Source organism: Streptomyces sp. NPDC016845, from assembly GCF_044332585.1.
Classification (GTDB): domain Bacteria; phylum Actinomycetota; class Actinomycetes; order Streptomycetales; family Streptomycetaceae; genus Streptomyces.
Genome location: NZ_JBIRPI010000034.1, coordinates 21,478 through 41,746 on the forward strand (window position 1 = coordinate 21,478; position 20,269 = coordinate 41,746).

Here is a 20,269-nt window from a genome sequence, read left to right on the forward strand (position 1 = left end):
GGTGGAGGAGGTGGCGGCATCGGCGAGAGCCTGGGGTGCTCTCGCGGCGGCCTCACCACCCAGAACCACCTCACCGTCGACGGGCGATGCCGGCCCCCCGCCCTCTTGTTGACCCCCGGCCACTACGGTGACGGCCCCCAGCGCGAGCAGGCACTGCGGCAGATGGCCGTCCCCAGCAGTGAGGCGTCCGCCGCCCAGTCCGCCGCCGGCCTGAAGACGATGTTCGGCGACAAGGGGCTGGCGCGGATGACCGGGTTCTTCATATTCGTGCGGGACGGCGCGGGACGGGACCGCTTCCTCCCAGCCGGTGGTGGCCGGCACCGGCGGCCGTCATCGGCAGGGCGTCGAGCCGGGTGATCTGCTGAGCCACGCTCCTTTCGATGACGGTGGCGAGGTCCTTCGCCCGCTGGGCGCTTCCTGACGTGCGTTCACTCGCGCACAGCATGCGGACCTGGACCAGGTGGGCCCGCAGACTCTCCGTGAAGAGGCGGTCGAAGCTTTCCCCCGTCACCGTTTTCGCCCTGCGCACCGTGTCGAGCGTGACCATGTCCGGCATGTTGTGCCCCTCGTGGGGGCGGCTGTCGGGAACACCCGAGGCCTCCAACAGCTCACGCAGATCGACGAGTTCGTTCTTCAATCTCCTTCCCGCCTCCTCGGCCCAGCCGGCCAGGGCCGGGCGACCGGCGCGGGTGGGCGTCAGGTCGATGAGCAGCGAGGCCCGTTCGTCCATGGGGATCATCAACTGGATCCATGCCGTGTCGGTGGCGTTGAAGGCGGCGGGCGCGGGCCTGTCGGCCGCCGGCTGCGAGGCGCAGCCGGCGACCGTCAGGCCCAGGAGCAGGGCGGCCGCCGTCCGCCGGGTCAGAACGTTCCGGCGGAGTTGCACTTGGCGCTCTGCACGATGCAGTCCTTCACGCGTTGCCCGAGGGCCGCGTTGTCCCAGGCGTTGAAGAAGTCGCCGTGGATGGACGAGGCCATGCCGGACGCGAGGCTGAACCCGTCGGCGCTGCCGCTGGTCGGGTAGCCGATGACGAACGACACCGAGGGGATGGCGACCGGGTAGGCGCCGCTGCACTTGCCGTCATAGGTGAAGGCGACGTGCGACTTGTGGTCCGGGCTGTCGAGGTGCTTGCCGTCCCAGCAGTCCGGGAAGACCAGCTGGTACACCAGCTTGGCGGTGGGTGCGCACAGCGGCCAGTTGCCGTCGGCGCTGCGGCCGGTCTCGCCGCCGGCTCCGGCGCACCAGAACTGGTTGGGTGAGCCGGCCGGGGTGGCCGCCTGCAACTTGGCGTTGCCCGCGATCATGCGGAAGCCTTGCGGGAAGGGCACGGTCGCTGTGGGGTCGGGCAGCCGCGACCCGTAATAGACGATCATCCCGTCGGGTTCGACCGCCTTGCCGCGCTCGTAGAGCGTGGGGATCCAGTACGCCGAGAGGTCCTTGGCGGGTGTGCAGGTCGTGCCCGTGTTGCCCAGCAGGCTCTGGGTGGTGGTGAACGCGTCGGTGCTCTTGTTGCCGAAGAAGCTGTGCATGTGGGAGGCGCCGGGCAGGCCCGGGGCGACGATCGGGTCGTCCGGCTTGGAGTGGCTGTAGGTGCAGGTGGCGTTGAACTCGGGGACGCGCACGGAGTTGGCGGGCACCGGCGCCGGAGTCATCGCCCGGAACTGGGTCAGCTGGGCCTGCCACTTGGTCTGGTCGACGTCGACCCAGCCCGGCGCGGGCTCGTCGCCGCCGCTGACGAACGAGAACCAGTTGATGTTGACGAAGTCGCCGGGTGTGGTGCTGCGCAGCACCGCGAACACGCTCTGGGCGCCGGTCGGGTGGGTGGTGACGTCGGCGCTGCGCGTCGCCCAGGTCTGCCAGCCCCCGGTGGGGCCGGTCTGGACCACGGCGAGCAGGGGGCCGGTCAGGGATCCGGTGCGCAGTTCGACGGACCCGCTGCCCGTGGCGGCGGCGATGCGCGCCGACACCGTCAGACGGCCGGCGGGCCCGAGGTCGACCTGGTCGAAGCGCATCCAGTCGCCGTCGGCGAGGTAGGCGGCGTTCTGCCCGCCGCCCATGTCGGCGGTCGTCTCCAGGGTGACGCCGGACTGCGCCGCGTAGGACTCGGCCTGGACGGTGACGGCGGCGGCCCGCGCTGCGGGGGCGCCGAGGGTGATGCCGAGGGCGGCGGCCAGGGCGATCGCCAGGGCACCGATCAACAAGGGATGGAGGCGTAAGGGTCGGAGGCGTAAGGGGTGTCTGTGCATGTCACTTCCTCATCGGAGGGATGGGACGTGGTGCGGCTGCGGTCCGGCCCGGAACCGAGGTGTCCGGGCCGGATCCGGCAAGGGGGCCGGTGCTGGTCGGCCCTACTGGTAGACGCGCACGTAGTCGACGAGCAGCCGGGACGGGAACGGCGTCGACGCGTCGGTCGGGCCGGGCCAGTCGCCGCCGACCGCGAGGTTGAGGATCATGTAGTGCGGGTGGTCGAAGATCCAGGGGCCGCGCGTGCGCTCGACCTCGTCCTTGTCCAGGGTGAACACCGTGCGCCCGTCGAGGCTGAAGACGATGCCCTTGCTGTTCCAGTCGGCGGCCCAGGTGTGGAAGTCGTCTGAGTAGTCGGCGCCCGAGGGCAGCCGGTACGGCGAGCCGATCCCGCCGCCACCGTTGTAGGCGGGGGCGTGCACGGTCGAGTAGGCGGTCTTCACGTCCTTGCCGAGGATCTCCATGATGTCGACCTCGCCGTTGTACGGCCACGGACGGCCGGTGAGGAAGTCGCCGCCCATCATCCAGAAGGCGGGCCACAGCCCGTTGCCCTTGGGCACCTTGATGCGGGCCTCGACGCGTCCGTAGGTGAACTGGAAGGTGGCGCCGGTGTTCATGCGGGCCGAGGTGTACTGGCAGGTGGTGCTGCCGGTCAGCGGGTCGGGCGGGCAGGCGCGGCCGGGGCTGGCTTCCTTGCGTGCCTCCATGACGAGGTGGCCGCCGCCGTCGAGCGCCGCGTTCTGGTGGTCGGTGTAGTACTGCAGCTCGCCGTTCTGGCCGGTGCCGGGGTCGGCGCGCCACTTCGCCGGGTCGGGCTTGTTGCCGGCGGCTCCGTCGAAGTCGTCGCTCCACACCAGCCGCGGCGGCTGCGCCGGGTCCGGCGGAAGTGGCGGCGCCGGGACAGGGGCGCCTCCGGTGCCGTACACCTGGAACTCCCAGAGGGAGTAGCCGTACGGGGTGGCGCGTTCGGTGCCGTACATGCGGACGTAGCGCCCCGTGCCGGAGACGGCCAGGGTCTGTTTGAAGCCGGTGCCGGACGTGGTCGAGTAGACCGGCGTCCATTCGGTGCCGTTGGGCGAGACCTGGATCTGGAAGGACTTGGCGTAGGCGGGGTCCCACTGCAGGACGACCCTGTTGATCTGCGCGGTCGCGCCCAGGTCGACGGAGATCCAGCCGGGGTCGGTCCAGCCGGTGGTGGGGCTGGTCGCCCATCGGGAGGCCGGGTCGCGGTCGAAGGCCCGGGCCGGTGTGCACTCCCAGCAGTTGCCGTCGGTCTGCGACGAGGAGGCCGCGCCGGTCTTCCCGTACGACAGCAGGGTGTCCCCGCCGGTGCCGGCTGTGCCGTACACCTGGAACTCCCAGAGGGAGAAGCCGTATTGGGTGCCGCGCTGGGTGCCGTACATGCGGACGTAGCGGCCGGTGGCCGTGAGGGTCAGGTTCTGGGTGCCGCCGGTGCCGGCGGCCGTCTCGTGGACGGTGGACCAGGTCGCGGCGTCGTCCGACACCTGGATGCGGAAGGCTTTGCCGTACGCGGCCTCCCACTGGAGGGTGACACGGCTGATCTGGGCCGGGGCCCCGAGGTCGACCCTGATCCACTGCGGGTCGGAGAAGGCGCTGGACCAGCGTGTCGCCGGGTTGCCGTCGACGGCTCCCGGCGCGGTGAACGGGTCCTCGGTGCTCGACGCGACGACGGGCCGGCCCTGCGACAGCAGGGTCTCGGCGGCGTGGGCGCGGGGCGCGGGCAGGCTGACGAGGGTGAGCAGGACGGCCGCGACCAGGGCGGGTAGGCAGAACCGGCGGAGCAGGGGATGCACGGGCGACTCCTCAATGGGGGAAGGGTGAGGGAGCGCTCCCTGGGGGGTGAGAATGGGCCGCTGTCAGTGACCTGTCAAGGCTTTCGGCAACAGGCCCGTAATACCCCCGACGTAGGTGCCGCGTCCCAGGGAACGGTTCCTGAGATCCACTGCGGTGGCGCGCTCGGCACCGCCGACCGCCGCCGGGGATGGGCCGGTTGAGGCGCGGAACCAACAACCAGATGCAGGGGAGGAGTCGTTGACAGGCGGTTCGGGCCAAGGTCATCCTGGGAGGAGAACGCTCCCTGGACTCGACGACCGGGCACCGGTGATCGGAAGGCGATGAAACGACCCACGCTCGCGGTGGTCGCCGCCCGGGCCGGCGTGTCCAAGTCGAGCGTCTCCCGGGTCGTCAACGGAGAGACCACCGTCGCGCCGGAGATCCGGGACGTTGTCATGCAGGCGGTGCGGGAGCTCGGCTACGTGCCGAACGCCGCCGCCCGCAACCTGGTCACCCGCCGCACGGACGCCGTGGCCGTGGTCGTCTCCGACCCGCCCAAGGGCGTGGTCTCCGACGACCCGCTGTTCTCCACCGTGGTGCGCACCGTCAGCCGGGAGTTGGAGGCCGTCGGCAGACGCGTGGTGCTGATCCTCGCCGAGTCCGACGAGAGCCGGACCCGGGTGGAGCGCTACGTGGCAGGGGGCCACGTGGACGGCGTGATGCTCGTCGCCCTGCACGGCGCCGATCCCCTGCCGGCCGCGCTCGCCCGCATGGGCCTGCCCGTCGCGTCCTTCAACCGCACCGCCGCGACGGACGTCCCGTACGTGGCGCTGGACAACGCGGGCGGTGCGGAACTGGCCGTACGGCACCTCCTTGAGCGGGGCAGACGCCGGATCGCCACGATCACCGGGCCGCTGGACCTGTACGAGTCCCGCGAACGGCTCGAGGGGTACCGCGCGACCCTGCGGGGCACCGGCCGCCGCTCGATCGTCGGGCTGGGCGACTTCACGCGGGTGTCGGGCGCGGAGGCCATGCGGCAACTCCTGGAGGACGACCCGGACGTCGACGCGGTGTTCGCGGCCAACGACCTCATGGCCATCGGGGCGCTGCGCACCCTGCATCAGGCGGGCCGCCGGGTCCCTGACGACGTGGCCGTGGTCGGGTTCGACGACATCGAGGCCGCCGCATACACCACTCCCGCGCTCACCTCGGTGCGCAGTTCCATGGCAGACCAGGCCACCGCGACGGTGCGCCTGCTGCTTGCGCTCATCGAGGGCGGCCCCAGGAAGCCGGTGATCATGCCGAACGAACTCGTGGTCCGCGAGTCCAGCTGATCGAAGGGGCGTTCATCACGCGGCACCCCGATACGCCAGGGCTTTGGGGCGTTGTCGTGCGGGTCGAGACTGCCGGTGAGGTGATCGTGGGCGACGTGCGCATGCGGACGCACGCAGGTGACCAGAACACTGCCGCCGGCATAGGTGTGCAGGTTGTGAGTCGGACACATGGCTGTGTCAGTGAGAGGCAGCACAAAATACCGATGGTCCTGAGCACCACTTGACGGCTGATGGACAGCGCTCAACCAGGGCCGCATCGACGCGGCCAGACTGCGCAAGGCGCTGTGCTGCCGCAACCCGAGGCGGCCGACGGGCGCCTGGTCCTGCCGGTCGAATGTCTCCGGACGGCTGCGGCCCGATGCTGCTCAGTAGTGTTCCGGCTGCTCCCGCGCCGGGGATGCGACGGGACACGCGTAGTCCGACTGCGTCATCGTCCATCCGTCCCCGAGCACATGGATGTCGGGGTGCGCGGAGGAACTGGGCATGGCCTCCCTGTCGGCTTCCCCGGTCGCGCGGGGGACAGCGACGGCGAGCGCCGGAGCCACACGCGCCACCGTGCACGCGAGCTGGAGCATGGCCTGGCGCTTCAGCGGAGCCGCGACACCGGGGAGCTGCACGGAGAGAGCGCCTGCGCCGCCGGTAGCCACCTGCGGCGCACCTGTCAGGCGGGGCAGCTCCGTGGTGGCCGTCGCGGTCTCGCTCGCGGTCGGTCCCTCGAACAGCAGACGTACGACAGCCTCGACGTCCCCGGCGTCGCCGATCCGGCGAGGGTAGGCGGTCAGCTCCCCGTCACGCAGGAAGAAGAGGGAGACGGTGGCGGGTGCCGAGGGTTCCGAGGTGGGGGAGAACAGGCCGCTCGCCGGTTCGCCGGCCTCGATGACTCCGGACGGGGGCACTCCGCATGCGGTGAGCGTGACCGCGGCCGTGAGTCCCGACAACAGAGCTGCCACCCGCGAGCCCCTCACAGAGCACCCCCGTCGGCATCGGCATCGGCATCGGCATCGGCGTGGGTGTCGGTGTCGTCGTGACGCAGGGGGAGTTCGACCGTGAAAACCGCGCCTCCCCGGGGCAGGTTCGCCGCCCGGATGCGCCCCTCGTGCAGGCGCACGTTCTCCGCCGTGATGGCCAGGCCGAGCCCGCTGCTCTCGCTCCTCGTCCGTGAGGTACTCGCCTTGTAGAACCGCTCGAAGATGTGCGGCAGGGCCTCCTCGGCGATTCCTGGTCCGTTGTCGATCACCTTGATGACGGCCCACGCCACGTCCGCCGCCTCCTCTCGCACTTCCATGGTCAGCCGCACGGGCGGCGCCCCGTGCCGCAGCGCGTTGCCGACCAGATTGGCCGTCACCACGTCAAGTCTGCGCGGATCGACGCGCGTGCGGAGCACACCCGGCCCGGGCAGCCGGGTCTCCACCTGCCCCTGCCACCCCCGCGAGGCGAGGGTGCGCTGTACGGACTCCGCCAGGTCGATCTCGTCCTGGTTGAGTTCGGCCGCCCCCGCGTCGAAGCGGGAGATCTCCATCAAGGCGTTCACCAGTTCACTCAGCCGGGCCGTTCCTTCGCTGACGAGGCGCAGCGCGTCACCGGTTTCCCCCTCCTGACGCAGCGCGCTTTCGTCCAGCACGTCGGTGACCGCTGACATCGCCGCCACCGGCGTGCGCAGTTCATGGGAGACGTCCGCCACGAAGCGTCGTGCCTGGGCCTCCAGACGGCGCAACTCCCCGACGGTCCGCTCCAGTTCGGCAGCCGTGTCGTTGAAGGTCCGGGAGAGGTCGGCCAGTTCGTCGGAACCTCTCACGGTCAGCCGGACGTCCAGGTACCCCGCGGCCATTCGGCGCGTCGCCCGGCGCAGCGCCCGTACGGGGCGCAGTACGCCGCTCGCGGCGAGCAGCGCCAGGATGACGGCGAGGCCCAGGGCCACCAGGGTGCCCCGCTCGATGCCGCTCACCATGGCCTCGATGTACGCCTCTTCGCTGTTCTGTGGAACCTCCAGGTACATCACGATCCCGGAGAGCCTGGGTTCCGTGCCCTCGCCCGAGGTGTCCGTGATGGGCATGCCGACGATGAGCTGGGGGTGCCCGTCGACGTTCACCCGCTGGAACACCGTGGCACGTCGGTCTCGTACGGACCGGCGCAGTTCGGTGCTCAGTACGTCGAAGTCGGCGTGCGGCGTAGCGGCGCTCACGCCGCGGTACGTGGCCATGACCCGCCATCCCGACGACCGGTTGGCGTACAGCACCTGGTTCACCGCGGACTGGAGTTCCGATCGGTCCGGGTCGAAGGGGAGGTAGGGAGCGATGGCGTCGACGCTCGTACGGAACTGGCGGATGACGGAGTCCTGGCTCTGCTGGAGCACCCCCGTGCGCGCCTCGCGGAAGGCGAGGGCCCCGGTGCCCAGTGCGCTGGCCATGGCCACCAGGACGAAGGCCGCCAGCAGGCGGGGGCGCAGGCCGCGCAGGGGGAGCGCCATGCGCGTCAGGGCCGCCCGGAGCGATCGCGGGGAGCCGGCTCCCCGTATGGCGGCGGGGGCTTCTTCGGCCGTGCCGGACTCGTGCAGGCGTTCCGCCTTCCGTGCCCGCTCGGTTCTTCGCGCACGCGCGGAGGTCTGTGCGGGCCCGGAGGTCCGCGTTCGCGCGGATGCTTGCGTTCGCGCGGATGTCTGCGTCCGCGCGGAAGGCCGGCCGCTCATGAGGTGCCGAAGCGGTAACCGAATCCGCGTACGGTCTGCACATAGCGAGGTTTCCTGCCCTCGCCGAGCTTGTTGCGCAGTCGCTTCACGCAGGCGTCCACGAGCCGTATGTCGCCGTGGTAGCTGTGTTCCCAGACCACTTCCAGCAGTTGCTGGCGGCTGAACACCTGGCCGGGAGAGGCCGACAGGGTCAGCAGCAGCCGTAGTTCGGAGGGGGCGAGGGCGACGGGTTCGCCGCGGTGCGTCACCACGAGCCCGGCCCGGTCGAGGACCAGTTCGCCGTGTGTCTCCGCCCGCGGCCGGGTGCCGTCCGGTACCGACGCGTCCTGTCTGCGCAGTACGGCCCGTATCCGTGCGTCGAGCACCCGGGCCCGCACGGGCTTGACCACGTAGTCGTCCGCACCGGCTTCCAGCCCCACGACGACATCGATGTCGTCACCCCGGGCGGTCACCATGATGATCGGTACCTGGTCGCTGTCCCTGATGCGGCGGCACACGTCCAGGCCGGAGATCCGGGGCAGCATGAGGTCGAGTATGACGACCTCCGGCCGGAAGGGGTGTAGCTGTTCCAGTCCCTCTTCGCCTGTTCCCACGGCGCGGACCTCGTGTCCCTGATGCTGCAGTCCCAGTTGGACGGCCGTGCGGACATCTTGGTCATCTTCGACAATCAGGACCCGTGACATTTCGAAAGTGTAAGCAGATCCGATGACGTGACTGTCGTGAGAGGGGCCCCTCTCCGCAGGCCGTTACGTAACGATCACAACGGGCCGGGGAGGTCCGGGCGGTCCGGTCCGATCGGCGCGGCGGATGCCGGAGAGGCCGTGCACCGTTACCTTTTCGAGATGATCCGGGCTCATGGCGATCATCTGAATCGACCAGTTTGAGCTGCCATGCACTCGGCACGACAGCGACAATCCGCACCCCCTGTGGGCAGAACCGCGGACGTTCACCATGGAGGCCGTCGGCGCCGGTCCTCCCATCGCCGGGGACGTTCGCGCCGACGAGGGCGGAGCCTGCTGGTCGGCACACTGGTGACCGTCGGCCTACTGGGTTCAGCGACGTATTTCCTGTCCGGAGGGCGGAGCGATGCGTCGAGCGCACCGCGTCCGCGAAGCACGCACGTCACCCGCACTCCCGGCCCGGCTCCTACACCCACACCCACACCTACACCTACACCCACACCCACACCCACCCCGAGCCGGACCGAGATCGACGTCCCCGCGACGGGCAGCGGGACGTTCGTCACCGCGAAGGCCAGTGGCGCGACGGTGGGCAGCGGTTCCCGCCCGTTGCGCTACGTCGTGGAGGTCGAGACCGGCCTCGATGTCTCGGCGTCCCAGGCGGCGAAGGAGATCGCCGGGATCCTTGCCGCTCCGCGGGGATGGACCCGCGACCCGGACCACGCGTTCCAGCTGGTGAGCGCGGGAGCGCCGCACGACCTCACGGTGCGGATAGCGACACCGGGAACGGCGGACGCCCTGTGCTGGGCGGGCATCCAGCAGGACACCGGAGGCGAGTACAACTGCGAGGTTCCCGGAGGGGTGGTGGTGAACCTCAAGCGCTGGGTCAAGGGTTCGCCCACCTTCGACGGGCCGATCCATGACTACCGGGCGCTGATCATCAACCATGAGATGGGGCACTTCCTCGGCTACTCGCACGTGACCTGCGCGGGCGCCGGACAACTGGCACCCGTGATGATGCAGCAGATCAAGGGCCTTCAGGGATGCGTCGCCAACGCCTGGCCCTACGACAAGAACGGTGACTTCGTCACCGGACCACCCGTATGACCGGTGCCGGTGTTCATGCCGGAGCCGGTACCGGAGCCAGTGCCGGTCTCCACGGCGAGAACCGTTACAGCTCGGTCATGTGCTGAACCCATGGCCATGAACTGCCGACGCCACTGTGAACTCCGCGTTCTCCCGCGCCCTCGGGCGACAACCCTCTCTCGATCGGATGGAAGTACATGACTCGATCCCGCACTGTCCTGAGACTGGCCATTGCGGTGAGCCTCCTGCCGCTGCTGGCGGCTTGCGGCACCGGCTCGAAGCCCCCCTCGGCGGACGCAGAGAAGACCACGGCCGGGAAGTCGGGACAACTCGACATCCCCGCCGACGCGAACGCCGATCTCAAAAAGCAGTACCTCTTGGAGAACGCGATCGCGGCTTGCATGAAGAAGCAGGGATTCACCTACACCCCCGTGGCCCCCGAGAGTCTCACCGCCTCCTGGGCCACCGACGGCGCGGACTACACGCTGACGAAGAAGTACCGGCAGAAGTACGGATTCGGCCTCTATGCGGGCATCGTCTACCCCAACGACGCCAGTACGGCCGCCCGGCAGGACGCGGACGACACGCCCAACGCGGACTACGTGAACACACTCACTCCGGCGCAGAAGACCGCGTACAACAAGGCGTTGGGCTCTCCTCCCGACCCGAAGTCCGGAGAGAAGAAATCGACCGGCTGTCAGGGAGAGGCCGACAAGTCCGTCTACGGCTCCGAGCCGGTCCAGGAGCGGAGCACTACGACCGAGAGCCAGAATCAGGCCAACGCGCAGGCGCTCAACGGGGATACGAAGCTGGTCGCGCTGGCGCAGTCGTACGCCTCGTGTCTGAAGAAGGAAGGCATCTCCGTCACGACCACGCAGCCCACCGGCATCGGGGAGATGGTCAAACTCCAGGCGCTCAAGTCCGCTCCGGCCGGCGCCGGTGGCGTCGCCGCGGTCCAGGAGGACGGGAGCACCCAGAAGTCCCTGAGCAAGGAGGAGGCGCTCCCGCTGCTCACCAAGGACATCGAGCTGGCGATGCGGGACCTGGAATGCGGCAAGGAGTTCCGGGCCGCCTATTTCCCGAAGTTCCTGAAGGCCCCGGCCAGCGGTGGCGGTGCCGGGTGAGGCAGCGACCCAAGCCGGTCGGCACCCATGCCGCTCAGCACTCCACGCCGGTCGGCAGCCGACCCGAACAACTCCGCAAGCTGATCGGCACCCGTCCCGGACAACTGACAGTCGTCATCGTGGTGGTGGCGCTGGTCGGAGCGGGCGGTTGGTTCGCCGGATCGCAGATGCAGTCGCCCGCCGATGCCGCCGCCGCGCACCAGCCACCGAAGGCCGGACCGGTCACCGTCACGGTCGAGCGGCGCTCGCTGACTGCGAGCGTGGTGGCCCAGGGCTCGGTGGAGTTCTCATCGCCGCAGAGCGTCACCCTGGCCGGGCTCGTCGGCTCTCCGGACTCCGGGTCCGGTTCCGGCGATTCGGGAGCCGGCGACGGCGTCGCCCAGCGGGTCACCAAGGCACCGGTCGCCGGGGCCGAGGTGCGGGAGGGTTCCGTGCTGATGCAGGTGAGCGGGCGGCCGGTGCTGGTGCTGCGGGGCACCGTGCCGATGTACCGCACACTGGGCCCCGGCGCCTCCGGGGACGATGTCAGGCAGCTTCAGCAGGCGCTGGTCCGGTTGGGTTTCGCCCCCGGTTCGGCCAACGGGACGTACGGGCAGACGGACGCCGCTGCGGTGAGCCGCTGGTACAAGAGCAGGGGATACGGCGCCATGGAACCCACCGTCGCCGACAAGCAGCAGCTGGGGACGCTCGAAGCGGCGGTGACCACCGCGCAGCAGGCTCTCCTCGCGGCACAGAACCCGGGCGGCGACTCCGAGGAAACCGGCAGCGGCTCCAAAGACGCCTCGGGCACCGAGGTGGGCTCCACGAAGCTGCAACTCAAGTCGGCGCAGCAGCAGTTGGACGCGGCCAATGCCGCGCTCTCCGTCTTCCAGGCCGGTTACGGAACCAAGGTCCCCGCCGGCGAGGTGGTCTTCCTGCCAGAACTCCCGGCCCGGCTGGACAAGGTGTCCGTGAAGACCGGAGACACCCCCACCGGGCCGGTCGCCACGGTGACCAGCTCCACAGTCGTGGTCAAGGCCGTGGTCCCGGCCGAGGACGCCAAGCTGCTCCACAACAGCATGCGGGCGCGGGTGGAGACCAGCGACGGCACGAAGGTGGACGGAAAAGTGCTGGCGCTCGGCGACGACGTGCCGAAGGACGTTCCGGCCGACGCCGGCACACAGGAGAAGAGCTCGGACGGCGGGAGCGACGACGCCTCGGCCCCCGTGCCGGTGCTGGTCTCCGTGCCTGCGGGGAAGCTGACCAAGAACGCCACCGAGTCCGCGAAGGTCACCATAGAGGTGGGCTCGTCAAACGGCAGGGTGCTGACCGTGCCTGTCGCCGCGCTGCGCACCTCCGCCGACGACAAAGCCCGGGTGCAGGTCGTGCGCGGCGGCAAGGTGGTGAACGTATCCGTCGAGGCCGGGCTCTCCGCGGACGGTCAGGTGGAGGTCACCCCCTCCTCCGGTGCCGCCTTGAAGGCCGGCGACCATGTGGTGGTCGGGCGATGACCGGTGCGCCGTTCTCCGATCCGTCCTTCTCCGATCCGTCCTTCTCCGACCCGTCCTTCTCCGACCCGTCCTTCTCCGGTCCGTCTTTCTCCGGTCCGCCGTTCTCTGGTCCGTCTTTCTCCGGTCCGCCCGATGCCGACATCGTCATCCAACTGAACTCCGTATGCCGGACTTTCGACTCCGAACCGCCGGTGCACGCCCTGCGCGACGTGCATCTGACCGTGCGGCGCGGCGAGCACCTGTCGATCGTCGGCCCGTCCGGTTCCGGTAAGTCGACGCTGCTCAACACCCTGGGGCTGCTCGACCGGCCCACCTCGGGCGCCTACTGGCTCGACGGGGTGGAGACCAACGCGCTCGGCGACCTGGAGCGCACCTCGTTGCGCGGCAGCCGGATCGGCTTCGTCTTCCAGTCCTTCCACCTGCTGCCGTACCGGACCGTGGACGAGAACGTCATGCTGGCTGAGACCTACCGTCGGCCGCGCCCCGGGCGCGGCCGTGCGAACCGCCGTGCCAGGGCGGAGCAGGCGCTGGAACGGGTGGGTCTGGAACACCGGTCCGGCTTCCGGCCGGACCGGCTCTCCGGCGGTGAGAGACAGCGTGTGGCGATCGCCCGGGCGCTGATGAGCGAGCCGGCCCTGCTGCTCTGCGACGAGCCCACCGGCAACCTCGACAGCGAGAACACCGAGTCGGTGCTGGACCTCTTCGGTCAACTCGGCTCTCAGGGAATGACTCTGGTGGTGATCACGCACGAGGAGGCGGTCAGCAGACGGGCCGACAAGCGAGTGCGGATCAGCGACGGACAGCTTGCCGAGGAGCACCGATGAGGACCCGGACGCACGTTCCGCAAGCTCACGTCCCACAAGTTCACGACCCACAAGCTGCGGCACCTGTGGACGCGGCACGGGCCGAAGCGATCGTCGAGCGCCCTTGGATGGACTTCAGGGACCTGTGGTCCGAGGCGCTGGCGGGGGTGCTCGCGCGCCCGATGCGCTCCGCGTTGACCACGCTGGGCACCGTTCTGGGCATCACCACCCTGGTCATCACCATCGGGATATCGTCCACGGCGGGCAACCAGATCGTGGGCCGGTTCGACGCCCTCACCGCCACCTCGGTCACGGTGGGGGTGCCCTCCGCGGCGTCGGCCGACTCCGGCCCGCTCGTGGACTGGCCGGGTGTCGACGCCGTACGCCGGCTGGCCGGGGTCGAGTCGGTGGCGGCGCTCGCCGACTCGAAGGAGACCGCGAGTGTCGAGGTGCGCTCCAACGATGTGGTCGCCCCCGGCGAGGTCAGTGGCCAGACCATGGCGGTCGTCGCCGCTTCCCCCGCGCTGCCGGCCGCGGTACGCGGCGAACTGACCGCCGGGCGCTTCTTCGACGACGGGGACATCGCCCGGCACGACCGGGTGGCGGTCCTCGGCGACCAGGCGGCACGACTGCTGGGTATCAGCTCGGTCGAGGACTCTCCCGCGGTCTTCCTGAAGGGGCAGGCGTACACGGTGATCGGGATACTCGGCGGAGTGGAGCGGGAACAGCAGCTCGCCACCGCGATGATCCTGCCGCCCACCACGGCCGCGGACCGGATGGGCCTTGGAACCGTGACCCGGGTACTGATCAACACCTCGCTCGGCGCGGCCAACCAGGTCGCCCGCCAGGCACCGATCGCGCTGGCCCCCGGAGCCGAGGCCTCTCTGACCGTGACGGCACCGACCGACCCGACCAGGGCCCGCAAGGGTGTGCAGGGTGACGTCAACGGCCTGTTCCTGGTTCTCGGCCTGGTCTCGCTGGTGGTCGGAGCCATCGGTATCGCCAATGTGACGCTGGTGACGGTCATGGAGCGGGTCGGGGAGATCGGACTGCGCCGCGCCCTCGGCGCCTCGCGGCGCCAGGTCGCCGGCCAGTTCCTGGTGGAATCGACGACGATCGGACTTCTCGGCGGCGTCGTGGGCGCCGCCCTGGGCATGGTCGTGGTGGTGACCGTCTCCGCTGTCAAGGACTGGACCCCGGTCCTGGACGTCCGCCTGGCGCTCGGAGCGCCGGTCGCAGGAGCCCTGGTAGGACTCTTGGCCGGCCTCTACCCGTCACTGCGGGCCTCCCGCATGGAACCGGTCGACGCCTTGCGCTCGTAGTCGGCCACAATGACCGACCTGCCCCACAGCGGCCGGCCTGATGGACGAGTTCCGCGGAACCGTCCTGGAGCGCCGCCGAGCGACCCGGCTCTTCGACCGGGTTCTTCGACCGGGTTCTTCGACCGGGTTCTTCGACCGGGCTCTTCGACCGGGACGGCACCGTCCTGTTCGACAAGACCGACGACGGCACGGGCAGAGGTCGGGGAGAGGTGCGGCGACGGACGGCCGATCACTGAAAGCCACAAGCGGCAGAGCGTCTTGCCACACACCCGGCACCCCTGGGGATATCGGCGGGCCCTTGTCAGCTGGCCGATGGGGTGAGGCTGCTGCGGTCGAACGGGCCACCGTGCGCGGCGGCGTACGCGATGGCGTCGTTGACGGCATCGAGGCCGAACGAGCGGACTCGTTCGGGGACGAGATCCAGAGTGCCCGAGGCGAGGAGCCGGATGATGCCGACATTGGCTGTACGCGGGTACATCCACTGCCCGCGCACGGTGACCGAGTTGCGCATGATCCATGGGTACGGGAGTGCGAGGTCGTCGCCGCCGAGCATGCCGACGCCGCCCATGAGGACGACGCGGCCGTACTCGCGCACGGTCATGGCCGCCGCGCGCGACGCCGAACTGGGTGCGCTCGGCGGCAGCATGTCGATCACCATGTCGATCGGGCCGTCGGCCGCCGCGGACATCGCCGCTCGGTCGGCGGCCTCGTCCCCGGTCAGCCGCACCGGGCGCAGCCGCGGACCGAACCGGTCGGCGAGGAGGTCGAGCGCGGCCTGGTTGCGGCCCGGGGCGATGACGCGGCCCGCTCCCATCGCGAGCGCGACCGCGACCGCGCTGCTGCCCAGGTTGCCCGTGGCCCCGCTGACGAGCAGGGTCTCGCCGGCCGCGAGCCCGCCTGCCAGCAGCCCGCCGTAGGAGATGGTGTGCACGGTGAGTGCGGCCCAGCGGGCCGGATCGTCCCCTGCCTCGGTGGGCAGCGGGAAGACGTTCTCCGTCGGAACCCGCATGAGCTCGGCGAACGCACCGTCGTGCAGGTACTCGGCGAGCCGTGCGCCGCCCTCGCCGCGCGAGCTCCAGCCCTGGAGCGTGATGTCGGGCGTCAGGGCATCGTCCCGCGAGCGCACCGTCGAGTCGCACCACACCAGGTCGCCGACGCGCAGCCGGGTGGCGTCCGGGCCGACGTGGACGATCCGCCCCACCGCGCCGACACCGGGCACGACAGGAGGGACGAGGGGGTACTTCCGCTTGCCGCTGAAGACCTCGGCCGCATAGGGCGCCACGCTGGCGGCGAGGACCTCGACCACCACCTCACCGCCCCCGGCCTCGGGGTCGGGTACCTCCCGCACCGTGAGCGGGGCGCCGAACTGCGTCAGAACTGCTGCTCGCATGTGATGACCTCCATGTTTGTCCGTGGCTGTGGGAGCCTGCGGAATCGACACTAGGAGCTGGGCAAGCATGCGGGAAGCGAAGATCTGGCATCCGTGGTATGCGTAGGCCGCATGGACATCTCCAGTGCGGGACTGCGGGTCCTGCGGCAGATCGCCGAGTCCGGCAGCTTCACCGCGGCAGCTGCCCGACTCGGCTACACGCAGTCGGCCGTCTCACGCCAGGCCGCCGCCCTCGAACGCAGCGTGGGCACCACCCTGTTCGAACGCCGCCCGGACGGGGTACGGCTCACCCCTTCCGGCCTGACCCTGCTGCGGCACGCCCACACGGTCCTGGCCTCGCTCGCAGCGGCCGAGCGTGAGCTCACCGGCAGCGTCCCGCGGACCGAACTGGTACGGCTCGGGGCAGTCGCGAGCGCGGGCGCGGCGATCCTGCCCGCCGCACTCGCCCACCTCGCGGCGGCCGGCCCGCAGATCACGGTCACCACCCGCGAGGGCACCACGCCCGCCCTGATCCGGGCGCTGCGCGCGGGCTCGCTCGACCTCGCCGTGCTCACGTCCCGCCCACCTCACCGGCCCTTCGACGGCGAATCACCGCGCCTGCACGTCGAGACCGTCGCGGACACCGAACTGGTCGTGGCGGTGCCGTCGACCGGCGAGTTCGCAGGACGCACCACGGTGCACGTCGACGAGCTGGTCGACGCCGCGTGGATCGCGACCCCGTCATCGAACTCCGAGCCGCTGCTCGGCGTCTGGCCCGGTCTGCCCGGACGGCCTCGCGTCAGCCACTCCGCGCGCGACTGGCTGACCAAGCTCCAGCTGGTCGCCGGCGGCTTCGGTGTGACGACGGTGCCGTCCCCGCTCTCACCGGTGCTGCCGCCCGGGGTGAGCCTGCTGCGCGTCGACGGTGCACCCCCCGAGATCCGCCGGGTGCTCGTGGCACGCCTCCCCGGCGACCCCTCCCCGGCGATCACGGCCGTCACCCGAGCGATCACTTCGACCGCCTGAACCGCCGCCGACGCCGCGCACGATCGCTCCCCCTCACAGCCTGCCGAGGTCGAAGCGGTACGCGGGAGAGCGAGCGTGAGCACGCCGTCGTCCTGGAGCGCTACAACATCATCCTCAATGAACTGTTCTCCGCTACGGATGTGTACGTGATCACCTCCCGCTGGACGGCCGAAGCCGAAGCTCCTTACAAACCGGTGATCGACGAGATCCTGCGGGCGGATCCGGACGCTCCGCGCAAGCTGAGAACGGGGCCGGCAGATCACGGGTAGTACTGTCCGGCCAGGTCGGCGCTATATCCGGCTTGAGTCTGTCCGTAGACGTTGTGGTGAGTTCGGCCGGTTCCCGGATTGCTGCTGGGCTGACCGGCACGGCGGCCGTGTAGAGCATCGGAGTTGGCCCCCGGCCGCAGACGGCCCCGGAAGCGCTGGACGGGTGGTCGCACCGGGCATCTGGGCTGCGGCTCAGGTCACCAGGCCGTGCCGGTAGGCATAGACGACGGCTTGCACGCGGTCGCGCAGGTTCAGCTTGGTGAGGATGCGGGACACGAAGGTCTTGACGGTCTCGTGGCTGATGACGAGCGTCGCGGCGATTTCGCTGTTGGACAGCCCGTCCGCGATGAGGCGCAATACCTGGAGCTCACGGGGGGTGAGCGGGAGGTCTGCTGTGCTGTCCTGGGTGGGGCGGATACGGGCGGCGTAGCGGCCCACGAGTCGCCGCGTCACCTCGGGGTCCAACAGCGCCGAGCCGGCGGCCACGGTCCTGATCCCGTTCAGCAGCCGGTCCGGCGGTGCGTCCTTGAGCAGGAAGCCGCTGGCTCCGGCCCGCAACGCCTCGTAGACGTACTCGTCCAGGTTGAAGGTGGTGACCACGAGCACTTTCACGGGATGCTCGACGCCGGCGCCGGCCAGCAGACGGGTGGCCTCGATGCCGTCGAGGACCGGCATGCGCACGTCCATCACCACGACGTCCGGGCGCAGTTGGCCGGCCAGTTCCACCGCGGCGTGGCCGTCTCCGCACTCGCCCGCCACGGCCAGATCCGGCTGCGCGTCGATGATGGTCGCCAATCCGGTACGGATCAGTATCTGGTCGTCGCAGACCAGGACCCGGACGGGCGTGCTCATGCCGCATTTCCCGCCGGTATCCGCGCCCTGACGAGGAAGCCCCCGTCGGCTCCGGGGCCCGCGCTGAAGTCGCCTCCCAGGACGTCGACCCGTTCGCGCAGGCCCTCGAGCCCGCGCCCGCCGCCGGCGGATCCGGCTTGCGATCCGGAGCCGTCGGTAGCGACCTCCACGGTGATCTCCGTTTCGTGATGGCGCACCAGGACCGTGGTCCGGCTGCCGTGGTCGTGCTTCAGCGCGTTCGTCAGGGTCTCCTGCACCACCCGGTAGGCCACCAGGTCGGCGCTGCCGGTCGAGGCCGCCGGCGTGCCCTCCTCGGTGAACTCCACCGGCTGTCCGGCCAGTCGCGTCCGTTCGACGAGCGTGAGCACCCGGCCGACCGGAGGCGTCCTGTCCTCACCGCCATTGCGGGTGCCGTGATCGGGGTTGAGCAGGTCGAGCAGGTGCCGTAGATCAGTGATGGCCCGCCGGCCGGTGTCGCTGACGGCGATGAGGGTCTCATCAAGACGGTCGGGCGCGTCGGTCAGATACCGGGCCGCCTCACACTGCACGACCATCGCCGTCACATGATGGGTCACCACATCGTGCAACTCGGCCGCGATCCGGGTGCGTTCGGCGGTCCGTGCGTCCTCGGCGACGCGGCTGCGACGTTCGACCTCCGCCGCACGGACGGAGCGCAACCACGCGCCGACGCCCCATGCGAGAGCCAGCACCAGATAGAACGTCACGAACTCGGACGCCGGTTCGCCGGGCCCGCGCTGGTGCAGCACGACCGCCAGAACCGCGAACGCCACGGACAAGGAGACCGCCGTGGGGCGGCGGTAGCGCTTCAGATACGCCCCGGCGCTCAGCAGCGCGAGGGGCAGCGCGGTCCCCGCGACGAGGTGGTAACCGCGCACCTGGTCGAGGGCGAAGCCGCACGACACCAGAGTGAGACAGACGAGCGGCCACCGGCGGCGCACGGCGAGCGGAAGGCACTGCAGGACAACCGCCACACCGGCCAGGGCATCGGCGGGACGGGTCGGCAGATCACCGATCTGTGTGCCGTTGCCGCTGCCGTGCAGCGCCGGCACGGACGACACCACCAGGAGCAGTATCCCGAGCGGGAGATCCCGCATGGTGACATCGAGTCGGTGCCACAGCCGCGTCACACCTCGACGATCAATCACCTGGGCAGTGTAGCGGCGGCGGCCCGCGTGGCTCGCCGGCCACCCAGGGGCACGATGGTGCGGCGCCGGTGGGCCAGCCACAGGAACACAAGAGTCAGCAACGCCCCGAAGCCCACCGCGTACACACTGCCTTCCGGCCCGAAGCTACCGCCGGTGAGCAGCTCGGGGCCCGACGTCGAGGTATCCAGGAGCCCCTGGCTGGTGCCGTTACCGGAAACCTCGGTACTGAAGATGCCGGCGGCGGCGAAGTTCCAGCCGAAGTGCACGCCGATCGTCAGCCACAGGCTGCGCGTGGCAGCGTACGCGGCGGCGAGCATGAAACCAGCCTCGATCGCGATGGCGATGGCACCCCACAGCGTCGCGTGCTCATTGAGCAGGTGCGAGAGGCCGAACACCAGCCCCGTCAACGCCAGGGCCAGATAGGTGCCGGCGCGCTCCTCGATGATCCGGAAGAGCACGCCGCGGTACACCACTTCCTCGGTCGCCGCGGCGCCGGCCATGAAACCGAGCAGTCCCAGCGCGCCGGTCACCGAGTTCAGGCCGTCGACGTCGTAGTGCCCGGAGGTGTAGAGGTTCACGATGACGGCCGCGAACATCGCGGTGCCGATCAGGATGCCCCGGCCCGCCTTGGCCGCGGCGCCTTCCCGGGCCACGTCCAGGGCGGGCCGGTGCTCGGTTCGCCGTACCACCCACCCGTAGACGAGGACGGTCAGTGCCGCGAGCGTGACGCCGAGAACGAGCGTCAACCAGTCGTCGTCCTTGACCGCGTTGATCACGCTGCCGCTCAGGGCGTACATCACCATGACGGTCAGGAACTGCCAGAAAAACCTCACGGGAACCTCTCAGCCGGGGCCGCGACCGTCGTGTCGCGGGCTGCACCGAACGCTAGAGATCCGGCGGCCGAAGATCGTCACCCGACGGTGGACACCTGGCTGTAGCTCGCACGGGGGACAAAGTCTGTCCCGGTGGTGGAAGAGGAACGGGCTGCACCCGCACGGCACCGAAACCGACGAGGACGTGTAA

The 20,269-nt window shown here is 70.2% G+C and carries 17 protein-coding genes; 7 read left to right on the forward strand and 10 right to left on the reverse strand.

Annotated elements, in window-relative coordinates; genetic code table 11:
• Nucleotides 1-259: 259 nt before the first annotated feature.
• The 3 genes from ACH4RC_RS39375 to ACH4RC_RS39385 form a co-directional block, all read right to left on the reverse strand.
• The gene (locus tag ACH4RC_RS39375) at nucleotides 260-886 is read right to left on the reverse strand and encodes a DUF305 domain-containing protein (protein ID WP_398209384.1); all 627 of its coding nucleotides are present in this window, start codon (nucleotides 884-886) and stop codon (nucleotides 260-262) included.
• Entirely contained in the window at nucleotides 862-2,202 is a 1,341-nt protein-coding gene (locus ACH4RC_RS39380; protein WP_398209385.1) for a DUF1996 domain-containing protein, read from the reverse strand. Before ACH4RC_RS39380 ends, ACH4RC_RS39375 begins: the two co-directional genes overlap by 25 nt.
• 147 nt (nucleotides 2,203-2,349) lie before the next feature.
• Nucleotides 2,350-4,059 (reverse strand): discoidin domain-containing protein, encoded by a 1,710-nt coding sequence (locus tag ACH4RC_RS39385; protein WP_398209387.1) that lies wholly within the window; start codon nucleotides 4,057-4,059, stop codon nucleotides 2,350-2,352.
• A gap of 321 nt (nucleotides 4,060-4,380) precedes the next feature.
• On the opposite strand from ACH4RC_RS39385, the gene ACH4RC_RS39390 reads away from it, so the two are divergent.
• Nucleotides 4,381-5,373: a LacI family DNA-binding transcriptional regulator gene (locus ACH4RC_RS39390; RefSeq protein ID WP_398209388.1), complete on the forward strand. Its 993-nt coding sequence runs from the start codon at nucleotides 4,381-4,383 to the stop codon at nucleotides 5,371-5,373.
• A 365-nt stretch (nucleotides 5,374-5,738) separates the two neighbouring features.
• Here the strand turns inward: ACH4RC_RS39390 and ACH4RC_RS39395 are convergent, their stop codons facing one another.
• The 3 genes from ACH4RC_RS39395 to ACH4RC_RS39405 all read right to left on the reverse strand — a co-directional run bounded on the left by ACH4RC_RS39395 (nucleotide 5,739) and on the right by ACH4RC_RS39405 (nucleotide 8,742).
• Nucleotides 5,739-6,323, reverse strand: coding sequence for a hypothetical protein (locus tag ACH4RC_RS39395; protein WP_398209390.1), 585 nt, complete (start codon nucleotides 6,321-6,323; stop codon nucleotides 5,739-5,741).
• 11 nt (nucleotides 6,324-6,334) lie between these two features.
• Complete coding sequence (locus tag ACH4RC_RS39400) at nucleotides 6,335-7,840, reverse strand: ATP-binding protein (protein ID WP_398209391.1); 1,506 nt, start codon at nucleotides 7,838-7,840, stop codon at nucleotides 6,335-6,337.
• A 215-nt stretch (nucleotides 7,841-8,055) separates the two neighbouring features.
• A complete protein-coding gene (locus ACH4RC_RS39405) occupies nucleotides 8,056-8,742 on the reverse strand; it encodes a response regulator (RefSeq protein WP_398209393.1) in 687 nt (228 codons plus the stop codon).
• A gap of 207 nt (nucleotides 8,743-8,949) precedes the next feature.
• Here ACH4RC_RS39405 and ACH4RC_RS39410 point away from each other — a divergent pair, with 207 nt between their 5' ends.
• The 5 genes from ACH4RC_RS39410 (at nucleotide 8,950) to ACH4RC_RS39430 (ending at nucleotide 14,564) form a co-directional block, all read left to right on the forward strand.
• On the forward strand, nucleotides 8,950-9,846 hold the full coding sequence (locus ACH4RC_RS39410) for a DUF3152 domain-containing protein (RefSeq protein WP_398209394.1): 897 nt from the start codon (nucleotides 8,950-8,952) through the stop codon (nucleotides 9,844-9,846).
• 215 nt (nucleotides 9,847-10,061) lie between these two features.
• On the forward strand, nucleotides 10,062-10,949 hold the full coding sequence (locus ACH4RC_RS39415; protein WP_398209395.1) for a hypothetical protein: 888 nt from the start codon (nucleotides 10,062-10,064) through the stop codon (nucleotides 10,947-10,949).
• Nucleotides 10,946-12,439, forward strand: a complete 1,494-nt coding sequence (locus tag ACH4RC_RS39420; RefSeq protein ID WP_398209396.1) for a peptidoglycan-binding protein — start codon at nucleotides 10,946-10,948, stop codon at nucleotides 12,437-12,439. The genes ACH4RC_RS39415 and ACH4RC_RS39420 overlap by 4 nt, the downstream gene beginning before the upstream one ends.
• Nucleotides 12,436-13,263, forward strand: coding sequence for an ATP-binding cassette domain-containing protein (locus ACH4RC_RS39425; protein WP_398209397.1), 828 nt, complete (start codon nucleotides 12,436-12,438; stop codon nucleotides 13,261-13,263). Before ACH4RC_RS39420 ends, ACH4RC_RS39425 begins: the two co-directional genes overlap by 4 nt.
• A 107-nt stretch (nucleotides 13,264-13,370) precedes the next feature.
• Nucleotides 13,371-14,564, forward strand: coding sequence for an ABC transporter permease (locus ACH4RC_RS39430; RefSeq protein WP_398209399.1), 1,194 nt, complete (start codon nucleotides 13,371-13,373; stop codon nucleotides 14,562-14,564).
• A 301-nt stretch (nucleotides 14,565-14,865) separates the two neighbouring features.
• On the opposite strand, the gene ACH4RC_RS39435 is transcribed toward ACH4RC_RS39430, so the two are convergent.
• Nucleotides 14,866-15,954 carry an alcohol dehydrogenase catalytic domain-containing protein gene (locus ACH4RC_RS39435; protein WP_398209400.1) on the reverse strand — a complete coding sequence of 363 codons (1,089 nt, stop codon included), beginning with the start codon at nucleotides 15,952-15,954 and terminating at the stop codon, nucleotides 14,866-14,868.
• Nucleotides 15,955-16,065: 111 nt separating this feature from the next.
• On the opposite strand from ACH4RC_RS39435, the gene ACH4RC_RS39440 reads away from it, so the two are divergent.
• Nucleotides 16,066-16,959, forward strand: a complete 894-nt coding sequence (locus ACH4RC_RS39440) for a LysR family transcriptional regulator (RefSeq protein WP_398209402.1) — start codon at nucleotides 16,066-16,068, stop codon at nucleotides 16,957-16,959.
• 461 nt (nucleotides 16,960-17,420) lie between these two features.
• Here the strand turns inward: ACH4RC_RS39440 and ACH4RC_RS39445 are convergent, their stop codons facing one another.
• The 3 genes from ACH4RC_RS39445 to ACH4RC_RS39455 are packed head-to-tail and all read right to left on the reverse strand — an operon-like array spanning nucleotide 17,421 to nucleotide 20,079.
• On the reverse strand, nucleotides 17,421-18,080 hold the full coding sequence (locus ACH4RC_RS39445) for a response regulator (protein WP_398209403.1): 660 nt from the start codon (nucleotides 18,078-18,080) through the stop codon (nucleotides 17,421-17,423).
• Complete coding sequence (locus tag ACH4RC_RS39450; protein ID WP_398209405.1) at nucleotides 18,077-19,246, reverse strand: sensor histidine kinase; 1,170 nt, start codon at nucleotides 19,244-19,246, stop codon at nucleotides 18,077-18,079. The genes ACH4RC_RS39445 and ACH4RC_RS39450 overlap by 4 nt, the downstream gene beginning before the upstream one ends.
• Complete coding sequence (locus ACH4RC_RS39455; protein ID WP_398209407.1) at nucleotides 19,243-20,079, reverse strand: lysostaphin resistance A-like protein; 837 nt, start codon at nucleotides 20,077-20,079, stop codon at nucleotides 19,243-19,245. The genes ACH4RC_RS39450 and ACH4RC_RS39455 overlap by 4 nt, the downstream gene beginning before the upstream one ends.
• Nucleotides 20,080-20,269 lie beyond the last annotated feature (190 nt).

Coding starts and splice junctions, on each gene's coding strand:
- ACH4RC_RS39390 (WP_398209388.1), top strand. CDS start 4,381: ATGAAACGACCCACGCTCGCGGTGGTCGCCGCCCGGGCCGGCGTGTCC.
- ACH4RC_RS39400 (WP_398209391.1), bottom strand. CDS start 7,840: ATGGCGCTCCCCCTGCGCGGCCTGCGCCCCCGCCTGCTGGCGGCCTTC.
- ACH4RC_RS39405 (WP_398209393.1), bottom strand. CDS start 8,742: ATGTCACGGGTCCTGATTGTCGAAGATGACCAAGATGTCCGCACGGCC.
- ACH4RC_RS39410 (WP_398209394.1), top strand. CDS start 8,950: ATGCACTCGGCACGACAGCGACAATCCGCACCCCCTGTGGGCAGAACC.
- ACH4RC_RS39425 (WP_398209397.1), top strand. CDS start 12,436: ATGACCGGTGCGCCGTTCTCCGATCCGTCCTTCTCCGATCCGTCCTTC.
- ACH4RC_RS39430 (WP_398209399.1), top strand. CDS start 13,371: ATGGACTTCAGGGACCTGTGGTCCGAGGCGCTGGCGGGGGTGCTCGCG.
- ACH4RC_RS39435 (WP_398209400.1), bottom strand. CDS start 15,954: ATGCGAGCAGCAGTTCTGACGCAGTTCGGCGCCCCGCTCACGGTGCGG.
- ACH4RC_RS39440 (WP_398209402.1), top strand. CDS start 16,066: ATGGACATCTCCAGTGCGGGACTGCGGGTCCTGCGGCAGATCGCCGAG.
- ACH4RC_RS39445 (WP_398209403.1), bottom strand. CDS start 18,080: ATGAGCACGCCCGTCCGGGTCCTGGTCTGCGACGACCAGATACTGATC.